11 protein-coding genes are annotated in these 11,466 nt (G+C 57.4%); 9 read left to right on the top strand and 2 right to left on the bottom strand.

Translation table 11 applies throughout. The annotated features are described in order from the left end of the window. Together ACN0SC_RS09955 and ACN0SC_RS09950 are read right to left on the bottom strand one after the other, a co-directional pair. A partial coding sequence (locus ACN0SC_RS09955; RefSeq protein ID WP_417249523.1) for a tyrosine-type recombinase/integrase occupies positions 1 to 554 on the bottom strand: 554 nt, incomplete at its 3' end. Positions 555 to 832: 278 nt separating this feature from the next. Further along, entirely contained in the window at positions 833 to 1,183 is a 351-nt protein-coding gene (locus ACN0SC_RS09950) for a hypothetical protein (protein ID WP_417249522.1), read from the bottom strand. 385 nt (positions 1,184 to 1,568) lie between these two features. Between ACN0SC_RS09950 and ACN0SC_RS09945 the strand changes: the two genes are divergently transcribed. From ACN0SC_RS09945 to ACN0SC_RS09905, 9 genes are all read left to right on the top strand, one after another. Continuing rightward, positions 1,569 to 1,703, top strand: coding sequence for a hypothetical protein (locus ACN0SC_RS09945; protein WP_281200934.1), 135 nt, complete (start codon positions 1,569 to 1,571; stop codon positions 1,701 to 1,703). Between the two features lie 51 nt (positions 1,704 to 1,754). Further along, on the top strand, positions 1,755 to 2,729 hold the full coding sequence (locus ACN0SC_RS09940) for a hypothetical protein (RefSeq protein WP_417249521.1): 975 nt from the start codon (positions 1,755 to 1,757) through the stop codon (positions 2,727 to 2,729). 40 nt (positions 2,730 to 2,769) lie between these two features. Continuing rightward, entirely contained in the window at positions 2,770 to 3,876 is a 1,107-nt protein-coding gene (locus ACN0SC_RS09935) for a hypothetical protein (protein ID WP_417249520.1), read from the top strand. A 72-nt stretch (positions 3,877 to 3,948) separates the two neighbouring features. Beyond that, a complete protein-coding gene (locus ACN0SC_RS09930; protein WP_417249519.1) occupies positions 3,949 to 5,955 on the top strand; it encodes a vWA domain-containing protein in 2,007 nt (668 codons plus the stop codon). Next, positions 5,955 to 6,737 carry an SH3 domain-containing protein gene (locus ACN0SC_RS09925; protein WP_417249518.1) on the top strand — a complete coding sequence of 261 codons (783 nt, stop codon included), beginning with the start codon at positions 5,955 to 5,957 and terminating at the stop codon, positions 6,735 to 6,737. Before ACN0SC_RS09930 ends, ACN0SC_RS09925 begins: the two co-directional genes overlap by 1 nt. Positions 6,738 to 7,160: 423 nt before the next feature. Then, entirely contained in the window at positions 7,161 to 8,111 is a 951-nt protein-coding gene (locus tag ACN0SC_RS09920) for a hypothetical protein (RefSeq protein ID WP_417249517.1), read from the top strand. 718 nt (positions 8,112 to 8,829) lie between these two features. Beyond that, a complete protein-coding gene (locus tag ACN0SC_RS09915) occupies positions 8,830 to 9,270 on the top strand; it encodes an invasion associated locus B family protein (protein WP_417249516.1) in 441 nt (146 codons plus the stop codon). Next, the gene (locus tag ACN0SC_RS09910) at positions 9,267 to 10,832 is read left to right on the top strand and encodes a ShlB/FhaC/HecB family hemolysin secretion/activation protein (protein WP_417249515.1); all 1,566 of its coding nucleotides are present in this window, start codon (positions 9,267 to 9,269) and stop codon (positions 10,830 to 10,832) included. The genes ACN0SC_RS09915 and ACN0SC_RS09910 overlap by 4 nt, the downstream gene beginning before the upstream one ends. 14 nt (positions 10,833 to 10,846) lie before the next feature. Next, on the top strand, positions 10,847 to 11,464 hold the full coding sequence (locus tag ACN0SC_RS09905) for an invasion associated locus B family protein (RefSeq protein ID WP_417249514.1): 618 nt from the start codon (positions 10,847 to 10,849) through the stop codon (positions 11,462 to 11,464). Positions 11,465 to 11,466 lie beyond the last annotated feature (2 nt).

The following is an 11,466-nucleotide window of genomic DNA, read 5'->3' as shown; positions in this document are numbered from 1 at the left end:
CCGTGGGCAACGCACCAGGTCATCACCCGATCACAGCGTTGTTTGACGCGGCTTGCGGTTTCGGGTTTGGCAAGCCAGATGGGTTTGAGGCAGCGTGCGAAATCCGCTGTCGTTAACTGATCAACTCGCGTGTGTCCGATGATGGGAAAAGCATAGGTCGTAAGCGTCGTGATCCATTGCTTGCGGTGCTTTTCATTGCGAAACGCCGGACCGATATCTTCGAAGACGTGCCTAGCCGCTTCCGCGAATGTGGGGGTGCCCCGACGCGCCGCAACACGTTGCTTCTCCGCGTCGCGTTGATCTATCGGGTCCAAGCCTGATGCAATCAACTCTCGCGCCTCAAGCGCCAGCTTACGCGCTTTTGCCAAACCTGTCTCGGGATAGCTTCCCAGCCCCATGTCGCGCCGCTTGCCCGTGCACGGGGATACAAAGCGCAATGTGTACTTGCCTGTCCCAACACGTGAGGAAGGTTTGAGGGTCAGACCCGCAACACCACCAACCGCAACGGCTTTGTCGTGCGGCTTCAGATTGCGGGCTTGTGTGTCTGTAAGCATGGGGATGTTCCTTTGCCTCGTTCTGAATGAGTAAACGAGTTTCAGCCCCACATCCAGCCCCACATTAAACGTGAGATTAGATGATATGAGATGAGTTTGTGTTATGCAGTATTTTATACTATCGTATTGGTATTGCTTTGTATTTTAAGCTGTTTGAAATTCCTTGATGCAATTTATCGGCGGACTTCGTCTCCGCCACCTACCATTTTCATTCGATTGTGTTGGATGTTGTTTAGCCCCCCTATGGGGCTGTTTTTGTTGATTTATGCATATACGTTTTATCTTTGATTAGACCCGTTCCTATCCTTGTGTGGTAGGAATTGTGGTATTCTGTGGATGCTTGCTCTGAAGCCCAAGGACTCTCCGCGAAGTGGAGGAAGCTTGGGGCTCAGGTCATTGGCCACAATGGCATTAAAATCCTCATAGCTGCTAAAGGAAATATCAACGATGTAATCGTTCAACGCGGTTGCAGGTAACTCCCGAAGCGGCGCCATGCTGAAAGACAAAGGCGCCAGCGCACCTGTCATTTGCAAAACGGGCTTGTCTTCACACAGCGTCAAAGCCAGCGCAGGAAGCGTGCTCGCTTGAAGGCTGGCGGCGATCAGGAAGCTGTCGATGAGCCTACGCACGATAAACCCTTTCAAGACATTCGTGTCAGTTCCACAGGCCGTCACATAAGTTTCAAACCATATAAAAAAGAATTTTTCGACTCCCCCTCTAAACGGATGGGGCGGGTGAAGAAGTCACTGGTTAGGGTCGGCCGAGAACCAATGAGTATTTGCCGTCATGTCCAGTCCCGCACCCGTTATAGCCCTCCTTTCTGCCTGCTTGGTTTTACAGTCCTGCGGCACGCCTGAGTATCGCACTGAACGCACCCACTGCGAGGCTGAGTGGTTGCTGGAAATGCCTCCTGTCTATCGCCTCGAGCCCGTTACGAAATACCGTAGCGAGGAGCGGCCGAGCGGTGAAACTGTCTGCGAGACATCGGGCACAACGACCGTATGTAAACCCGTAATGAAAACGGTTTCGGTGCCTTACAAAGAGTTGGAGCGGGTCGACATTCGCAAGGCGCAGCGAGATACGCAGATCGCCTCCTGCGCCGCCCGCGCCTGCACTGCGAAATACGGCAACGCCGAATGTGAGATGTAGCCCCGCATCAAGCAGTAAAAAGAAAACCACGACAGAAAAGGGAACTTAGGAATGTGGGACTTCAGCATAGGCGGCGCACTTGGAATGATGGGACGGACTCTTCCCTTCATCCTGCTACGGATGGCCGTCTATTTTGGTATTACCTTAGGATACATCCTCGTCACGGGCGTTGGCGCGGGTGTCGGTTGGGGCATCGGTGGCTTTGGTGACGAGGGCTTCCGCGCGAGCACGACGATGTGGGGCGGCTTCGCGGGGTTCGGCATTTTTGGCGCCATCATGTATTGGGCGCGTGAATACATTCTTTACATCGTCAAGGCGGGGCATATAGCTGTGCTGGTGGAGTTGATCGACGGCAAGACGATGCCTCAAGGCCGCAGCCAGATCAGCCATGCGACAGCCGTGGTCAAAGAGCGTTTTCCGCAGGCCAGTGTCCTCTTCCTGTTGGATCGTTTGATCATTGGGGTCATCCGCGCAATCACAGGGCTCGTGCGCGGCATTTTCACGATCCTGCCTATTCCGGGCGTGCAACAGTTGAGCAGTATTCTCTCGGCGTTCCTGCGTGTGGCCGTGGGGTTCATCGACGAGGTGATCCTCGCCCATGCCATTCGCACACGGTCGGACAACACATGGATGTCGGCGAAAGAGGCGTTGGTGCTCTACGGGCAAAACTACAAGCCGATGCTGAAAAACGCCGCGTGGCTTGCGCTGTTTGTCTATGCTCTGAGCTTTGTGGTCTTCTTGGTCATGCTCGCGCCTGCGGCACTGGTTGTCTACCTGATGCCTGGCGCATGGGCCGCAGGCGGCGTGGTGTTTGCGCTGCTTTTTGCATGGAGCGTCAAGGCAGCTTTGCTGGAGCCTTTCGCGATTGCCTGCATGATGCAGGTCTTTTTCAAAGTGACTGACGGGCAGCAACCCAACCCCGAATGGGACGCCAAACTGGAGCAGATGTCAGGAAAGTTCCGAAAGCTCAAAGAGCGCGCTTTGGGAGAAAGCCAGACAGCGGCAAGAGGGGCGTCAGAGGCATGAGCGTTCTTGGGGTCGGCATAGATGAAGATGGAGAATTGTAATGAATAAGCATTGTTTAGCTGCGCTTGCCTTCACTGTTGCCTCAACGTTGGCACTGCCAGCCAGCGCAACGGTCGTGTGCGAAGGCACTTATGAATTTTTCAATGGTCAGGATACGGTCACAGCCCTGCCGGGCGAAGTCCCGCCAAATGGCGCTAAGGCCGCCGCGCTCTACAATGCCAACCGTGGCGCGTGGTTGGGACAGTTTATGGGCAAGCCGAAAAGTGAGGGGCTGCATGAGGTTAAGGTGAGCCAGTGCGGACGTCAGTTTGTTCTGACGCAGGGTTCGAAACAGATGCTGTTTTTGCAATCCATCATGGATGACACGTTGTATGTCGCTCAGGACATAGGGACCAATGAGGCGGAACTGACGCTGCGCGTGGTTGATCACAAGATCATGGTCGGCAGCGTTTCCGGCAAGTCACACGGATTTGCGTTCAATATTCCTGTCGCGTTGGACCCGCGCGATGTTTCAATGCCTGACATGAAGGGCTGTTACGACGACCTTGCGCCACGTGATACGCCAATGGACGATCGGCTGACGGTCGATCCAACGCTGCGCGGAGAAGCAATCGACATCGTCGCGGCAAAGCTGGGCATTCCGCCGGCGGAAGCGGGCCGCTACATTTCGGCGGCGGAAACCGTGGCCAAAACCCGTCAATCCGATGAGGGCGTAACGGAAATCCTTCCGGGCGAGCCAGGCTGTCCTGTCGAGTTAACTGGCGTAAAAACCTGTCGCGTCTATCCGCAAGACACAACAACCACCGTCGAGACCAACGTATTGCTGGACAAGGATGGGCGGCTGCTCCCTGTCAAAGCGCATACGCCGGAGGCCCCGCGTGTTGAGGTGGACGATCCGACAGCTTCGGATATCTGCGCGCCAAGCCGGACATACCCTGTTGCGGAACAGCGTCTGCGCTTCAAGTTCTTCGCGATTGACGACGTTGGCATTAATGATGTGCAAGCCACGCTCGTGGATGCCAACACCGACATTGCGCAAAAAGCGCATTATGCAACGGGTATGCAAGAGGGCCGCCGCGGAATGTCCGAAGGCGTTGACGAGGCCTATGAGGCCATCGGTGCCCCTGTGACGGGCCGCCACAATTAAATGAATAACGGGAACTGCCCTGAGCACTCACTTCGAGGCGCTCTAATTCTTTATAAGATGAAGGAACGGACCATGAAATTGGTAGCATCAAAACTGGCAGCGGCGGCAACTGCGGGTTTCATCGCCTGCGCGACAATGGCGCAAGCTGCGGACGACGTGGTGATTGTTTATGATGGTTCGGGGTCGATGTGGGGTCAGATTGACGGCACCTCCAAGGTGGAAATAGCGCGCGACGTGCTTGCCGATCTGGTGCAGAGCTGGGACGCCGAAACCAATCTGGGCCTTGTCGCCTATGGGCACCGTAGTCAGGGTGACTGCACCGATATCGAGACCTTGATCACTCCCGCGCCTGTGGACCGCAGCAGTTTCATTGACACTGTCAACACGATCATGCCCGTTGGGAAGACGCCGATTTCAGCCTCGATCCAACATGCCGCCGATTTGCTTGCCTACCGTGACAATCCCGCGACCGTCGTGCTCATCTCCGATGGGGTCGAGACCTGTAATGCCGATCCTTGTGCCCTATCGGCACAGCTTGCCAAGCAGGGCGTGAAATTCACCGCCCATGTCGTCGGCTTCGATCTGGACGATGCCGCGCAGGCGAGCCTTTCGTGCATTGCCGACAATACGGGCGGGATGTTTGTTCCTGCGGGCAATGCGGACGAGCTTCATAATGCCTTGGCTCAGGTTCAGGACGCGATGGTGGTCGAGCCAGAGCCGACACCCGAACCTGTCATTCCCGAGGTCATTCTGACCGCACCCGCGCAGGTGACAACGGGCGCTGTGTTCGACGTGGCGTGGGACCAAACGATCGACAGTTCCGACTTCATCACCATCGTGCCCGCTGGTGCCGACGAAGGCACACGTCACAATCACATCCGCGCTCGTGACGACCTTTCCGGCAAGCTGACGGCTCCCGCCACACCAGGCCTCTACGAGGTGCGCTATGTGCTTGATGAAGGCGACCGCACCATCGGGGTGGCTTCGGTTGAACTGGTTGAGGCAGGTGTCACCGTCACCGCTCCCGCGCAGGTGACAACGGGCGCTGTGTTCGACGTGTCGTGGGACAAGACGATCGACAGTTCCGACTTCATCACCATCGTTCCTGCTGGCTCGGACGAAGGCACGCGGCACAACCACATCCGTGCCCGTGACGACCTTTCCGGCAAGCTGACGGCTCCCGCCACACCGGGTCTCTACGAGGTGCGCTATGTGCTTGATGAGGGCGACCGCACTATCGGGATGGCTTCGGTTGAACTGGTCGAGGCAGGTGTCACCGTCACCGCTCCCGCGCAGGTGACAACGGGGGCCACGTTCGACGTGGCGTGGGATAAGACGATCAACAGCTCCGACTTCATCACCATCGTTCCCGCTGGTGCCGACGAAGGCACGCGGCACAACCACATCCGCGCCCGCGATGACCTTTCCGGCAAGCTGACGGCTCCCGCCACACCGGGCCTCTACGAGGTGCGCTATGTGCTTGATGAGGGCGACCGCACTATCGGGATGGCTTCGGTTGAGTTGATTGAGCCGGAGATGGGCATTTCAGGCCCAGGCATCGTTCGGGCGGGAACGCAGGTCGATATCCAGTGGTCTTCGGCCATCAATGGCAGTGACTACGTGACTATTGTGCCCGCAGGTGCCGACGAGGGAACGCGTCATACCCATCTGCGCGTGCGCGATATGACCGAAGGCCGCCTGAAGGCGCCTGATGAAACGGGCCTCTACGAGATCCGCTATGTTCTGGATCAGGGAAACAAGACCCTTGCGAGCGCCCCTCTGGAAGTCGTGGATGCGGATGCGCCGCTTGATGACGGGGCGGGGCTGTCGGCTCCCGAAACGGCAGCGCCGAGTGAAGTGATCACCGTGACATGGACGGGCGGCGGCGAAGGTGCTGACCAGAGGATCGCATTGGCCCTTAAGGAACAGCCCGATTTCAGCTGGGTTTCGGCGCAGAAAATCGAAGCGGGCCAGAGCATGGAATTGAAAATGCCCGACGAGCCGGGTCTCTATGAAGTCCGCTATCTGGATGTGTCGAACCGCGCACTTCTGGGGCGGTCTGTTGTGGAGGTTAAGTAATGACGAAGCTCTTTATGGCGGCCACGCTTTCCTGCGCCATGGCGTTTGTCGCATCGAGCGCTCAGGCCGAAATCGACGGTCACGGGCCTGACGCGTGGCGGGTGACGGGAGTTGCGGCGGATGATGTTCTGAATATGCGGATGGGGCCCGGAACCGACTATCTGGTGATCGACAGCCTTCCGCACAATGCCCGCGCATTGAAGCAGATCACCTGTGTGCCACTGATGATTCCTTCAATCTATAATCGTCTGACAGAGGCGCAGCGAGAGAACTTGTCGCAGAGTTGGTGTCTCATGCAGACGGAGGACTACATCAAGTCCGGCTGGGTCGCGCAACGGTTTCTTGAGCCGGATTGGGGACATGTTGAGGCCGACGATGTCGGGTCTGACGTGGTCCATAGCACTGGCGATGCAATGATCGACGATGCGGCTCGATTGGTGAGCGATCTTTATGCCTCCTTCGAGGCGCAGAGCAGCGCGGCGGAAAACCCCTTCGGCCCAAGGTTGGCCCCGCAATACTTCTTTGCTGGTGTTGTTCCTGAGTTGGCAGGGCACGGAGGTGATGTCCTCTACAACGCGCAGGATTTTCAGGGCGAGATCACCCGTATCGCGCCTGATCCTGACCTGCCGATGTTGCAGGGGATGATCACAATCAACGTGGACTTCACCAATTTCGGTCAGCCCAATCGTGCGGCGTTTTTCCTCAGGGCCGACCCTGACCAGTCAGGTGCGCCCATTCGGATATTCCGTATCGAGCACGAGGGATGGAGCTTCCCGCAATGAGGCTGCGGAACGATGCGTGTGCAGTAATTGCCGCGTGCCTTCCTTCCGTATCGGCGGTGATCGTTGGCCCGCGGCTCTGCCAAGGCCGTTACCGCGCGGATGTTGGCACGTGGCTTGATCCATGTAGAGCCGCGCAAACGGAGTGAAGGCACGCTCGACCCGCCTCGTAGGATGCTCGATTTCAAAAGCGTCGAGTAAAAGTTGCCAAAGCCTAAGCGATTTCGCTCGGGTCATTGACAACGAAACAGCAAAGTTCATCGCCCAAAGGGAAAGCCAAGTTGCAGGCGAAGATGCCGATGCACGCACCTTGGCGATGCAAGAGAACGCGGCCCAAACCGCCGCCGACGAAAGCGTATTCGGACCGTTGAGCAACGGCGCGTCGGTCTGATCCGCACGACACACTATCGACAGGGAGACCAGAAAATGGAATTTTCAAAGCCAGATAAAAAAGCGCGGCTCGCCCAATTGGGGTATCTCGTACGTCACACCTTCACCGTGGTCGGACGTAACCGCGCGCTGTTGGCCCCACTCATAGCAATGTGGGTGTATGCGACCGCAATGGTCGTGGTGTTCTTTGTCGGGCTCTTCTTGATGGTTAATGGCAGTGGCGGGGGCGGCTGGTTCCTGTTTGGCGGCGTGCTCATGTTTTTCTATAAATACTTCTTCTACAATCGCGCCGAGCTGACATTAAGTCGCCTGACCTATGACACCGCGATCGGGGGCACTCCGAGCCATAGTGATGCCCGCCGCGAACTTGCTGGGCTTGGCTCCCAAGTTCGCAGCCTTGCAATGCTTGATATGGCTGCAACCTGGGTTGCGAGTCGCAAGAACAAGGAAGGCGGGCTCATGTCGCTCTTGCTGGGTGGAATCGGCGAGGTCTGGGATCTGGTAAACCACTTCATGTTGCCTGCAGTGGCCATCGACAAATTGGGACTGCGTGAAGGAGCTGGACGCCTGAAGCGGCTGAAAGAGCATGTGCCCGAAACACTCGTCGGCGTTTTTGGCGTCGACATCATGGGCGGTGTGATCGGAACTCTGATGGCGCCCCTCTATGTTTTTGGCATGCTGGCTGCAATCGTATGCGGGCTATACTTCGGCGCGGGCTTGCCAGAGGCCTTCTCCGCAGGTGCCTTGCGAGACTTGTCCCCCGACATTCCCGAAATTGGCTTCATTGGGCCCGACACTATCTTCAACTGGTTGCCCGTTTTCCTGTTTGTATTTCTGGGCTTCATCCTACAGGCCGTGCTTGCTCGCATCGTGACCGCAATAAAAGTCGTCTATTTTACTTTGTTCTATAGCCGCCTCATGCATCCCGAAGCGCTGGACCCGAAAATGCAGGCTGATCTTGAAGGGTATCTGGAGCTTGATGGATAGAGCGTAAGCGAACGGGCCCAAGACTTCTTTGGATGAGTTTATGGAGAGCACAAAGCAGTTGATGCCAAGCCGTTCTCGGCATCTTCTGCATGGTCGCCGAAGCCATTATCAACCCAATGCTTGCTTCGAAATCTTGTCTATCAGGCGCGAGAGGAGAAACCTTTCCGGATGCAAACGGCGCTTCCGGGTGGTTGCGACGTAGCCCCTTCTCTGCCGATAGGGTCGTCAGCATAACGAGCTGGCGATGGAAGGCCGTCATATCCTCTGGCTACATCGAGTATTACATCCGTTTGGTGCAAGGGTTGATGATCTGGCATGCTGATACTTGTTCGGCCTCCTTGCTAGTTTTTTGACCTCTCGAAGCAACTTTAGGTTGCTAAATCAATTCCCTGCGACTTCTGATGTACAATTTTTGTTGACACCCCAGCACACGATTCACTAACGATTAATTGTCTGAAGACGCACGGTGCAGGTCATCACCGTGGATATGCCGTAAATCCGGTCCAGACGTTTTGACCCTTTGGCTCAGATAGGCGCTGATTTCGGTCAGGCGTCACTGATTTCAAACGGGTAAAGCATGGATTTAATACTTAGATCAAAGCCATTAATTTTCCTTGGGCGAGGGCGCTTCAAGATTGCTTGTGCATTTCCTAAACAGGCCTTCTCCAATTCAAGACTTCCACTGTTTCTCCTTCTCTGTTTCAGCGGAAGCGTTGCGATGGCCGAGACCGCGCCGCAAAGCTGGACGTTCCGCGACTGGAGTGTGACCTGTCCGCAAGATGCGGAACCCTGCGTCGCCGCTACGACAACGCTGGCGGCAGACCGGACTTGGCTCGCAACCCTTCGGATGCAACCCGAGCATGATGGCAGCGCGCGGTTGCAGGTTCTCTTGCCGCAGCAGATCCATATCGGCTCGGGCGTCTTCGCGAAGCTTTCGGGCCGTTCCGAGCAACGGTTGCTGTTGATCCGCTGTGTTCCCGGTGCCTGCGAAGCACGCCTCGATCTTCCAGATGCCGAGCTTGCAGCGTGGAAAGTTGCGCGTGCCGCACAGCTAACCTATCGACCCGCTCCTAACGCCCCGCCGATCCATTTCGACGTTTCGTTGATGGGGCTGACCAGTGCCCTGGCGCAGGCCCAGGATGAGGAGGTGCAAAAGTGAAGTCCCTGCTGCTGATAATGCTCTTGGTTGGGGCGGCACTCGCGGCGCCCCTGACGCCCGCCCGTGCCGAAGCGCAGGCTGAGAATACGGCTGGTGCTGGTGCTGTCTCCGTGCAGACCTTTACGTTGTCGCAGATCGTTTTCGATCCATCGAGCTATCTCAATCCCGAGCAGCTGCAAGAGGTGGCCGACCAATATACCCGCCGCCCGATCAGCTTTGACGACCTGATGAAGATGATCAAGGACATCAAGCGGCTTTACATCGTTGAGGGTGTGCCGACGGCCGAGCCCGTGCTGCCGCCGCAGGAGATCCGCAATGGTGTCCTGCATGTCGCGCTGGTCGAGGCGAAGGTCGAGTCGGTGCAGATCGAAGGCTTCCCGCGCACAAAACCGAGCTTCCTGCGCGACCGCCTTACTCTGCCAGTTAACGAGAAGCCGGATTTTGATGCGATCGCCAGCGAGTTGCGCGTTTTTGATCTGTCTTACGATATCCAGCCATCGCTGAAATTCTCGCCGGGAACGGCACCGGGGACGACGATCGCGACGATCTACGGCGAGTCACCCAAGCGCTTTGCTGTGACCCTTTCGGCGGACAATTACGGACGTCCCGAGACAGGCCGAGAGCGGGCGTCGCTCTTCGCGCGTTGGTCGAGCGTGACCGGCGTACGTGATGCGCTCTCTTTCCAAGCGCAGATGTCGAAAGGGGCATCGGCCTATTCGCTTGGATACTCGCGCCCGATCGGGCCGAAAGGCGGGGTCGTGACCGCAGCGATCAGCCACTCGAACAGTTCGATCATCGGGGGCGAGTTCACCCCAGTCCAGATTACTTCGGACTCCACCGATTTCACCCTCAATTACCGCCGTCCGTTCAGAATTCAGCCTGATCGCTATTTTACTTTCGAGGGCGGTTTCGAGGGCGGGCGCGACAAGTCCAAGGCAGGCCCGCTTTCGTTCTCAGATATTTCTCTGGGCGAGGTCTATGCGATCGGTCGGTACTACCGGCAGTGGCCGAAGGCGCGGGCGAGCTTCGGGCTTGGTGTTCGGATCGGGCGCGCGGATGCCGAGGGAACCTCAGAGACCGAGGGTTCCTATCAGTTGCTCTACGGGGATGCGGGCTTCAGCACGCCGCTGGGCGAGGCGCTGCAATTCGACGCGACCGCGAACTTCCAGTTTGCGCCAGGGCAGAACCTTCCTGTGTCGCGCTTGATCACGGCGGGCGGCGTGGGAAGCGTGCGCGGCTATCCCAGCGAGGTGCGCGGCGGCGACTCAGGCGTGGTGCTGAACCTGCAGATATCCAAGCGCGAGCCTTTTTCGTGGATGAACGGGCGTCTGAACGTGCGGCCTTTCGCCTTCGTGGATGCGGCCGTGGTCGTGCCTTATCGCGCATCCGGCGGCTTCGATTCCGATCAGGACGTGCTGGCGTCAGTCGGGGTCGGCGCGGTGACAGATTTGAATAAGAGGGTCGCCCTGCTGACGAGTGTGGGTGTGCCGCTGAAAGAGACACTTGGATTTACCGATGTGGGTAAACCGACGGTCTATATCGGGTTGGACTACAAATTCTGAGGAGACAGGAACGAATGACCAAGATGAACGAGATGGCAGGGCTGGGAGCGCGGATCACGAAGGGAGCGGCGGTGGCCGCTTTCGTACTGGGCTGCCTCGCGCCCGCTGCTTTTGCCCAGACGGCTACGAATGATGACGAGACCGATGCGGCGGAGAACGCGGCCGCGGTCCAAAGTGACGCGCTGGACGATATCGCCAACAATACCGCCTTTGGCGATTGGGTCGTGTCCTGTCAGGCTGTGACCGTGAAGAATACAGTGTGCCGCCTCGTTCAGGAACAGCGGGTTGCGAATTCCAACCAGCTTCTCGCACGTTTCATCGCGATTCCTGCCGAGGATGGTGCGGTGCTAATCGCGCAGGTGCCGATGGGCGTCTACCTGCCTGGCGGCGCAGTCTATCGTTTCGAGGGTAAGGACGATCTCGAACAACGCGACATGGTTTGGCAAACCTGCCTGAATGGCGTGTGCGAGGCGGCGGCACCGCTCTCGGAAGATGAGTTGAAGCTCTTTGGTGAAAATGCGGCCATCCTTTTTGGTTACAAGCCGACCGCCGATGGCGAGCCGATGGTTCTGCGCGTGAACGTCGAGGAGTTCAACACGGCGCTTGAGTTACTGAAAGAAGCGAAAGGCTGAGA

It is taken from the genome of Celeribacter sp., assembly GCF_048261515.1.
GTDB lineage: Bacteria > Pseudomonadota > Alphaproteobacteria > Rhodobacterales > Rhodobacteraceae > Celeribacter.
This window is presented reverse-complemented; position numbering and strand designations above follow the sequence as displayed.

Excerpts from the sequence above, each read along its gene's own strand:
- ACN0SC_RS09905 (WP_417249514.1), top strand. The coding sequence starts at position 10,847 with ATGACCAAGATGAACGAGATGGCAGGGCTGGGAGCGCGGATCACGAAG.
- ACN0SC_RS09915 (WP_417249516.1), top strand. The coding sequence starts at position 8,830 with ATGGCCGAGACCGCGCCGCAAAGCTGGACGTTCCGCGACTGGAGTGTG.
- ACN0SC_RS09940 (WP_417249521.1), top strand. The coding sequence starts at position 1,755 with ATGTGGGACTTCAGCATAGGCGGCGCACTTGGAATGATGGGACGGACT.
- ACN0SC_RS09945 (WP_281200934.1), top strand. The coding sequence starts at position 1,569 with ATGAAAACGGTTTCGGTGCCTTACAAAGAGTTGGAGCGGGTCGACATT.
- ACN0SC_RS09930 (WP_417249519.1), top strand. The coding sequence starts at position 3,949 with ATGAAATTGGTAGCATCAAAACTGGCAGCGGCGGCAACTGCGGGTTTC.
- ACN0SC_RS09920 (WP_417249517.1), top strand. The coding sequence starts at position 7,161 with ATGGAATTTTCAAAGCCAGATAAAAAAGCGCGGCTCGCCCAATTGGGG.
- ACN0SC_RS09935 (WP_417249520.1), top strand. The coding sequence starts at position 2,770 with ATGAATAAGCATTGTTTAGCTGCGCTTGCCTTCACTGTTGCCTCAACG.
- ACN0SC_RS09925 (WP_417249518.1), top strand. The coding sequence starts at position 5,955 with ATGACGAAGCTCTTTATGGCGGCCACGCTTTCCTGCGCCATGGCGTTT.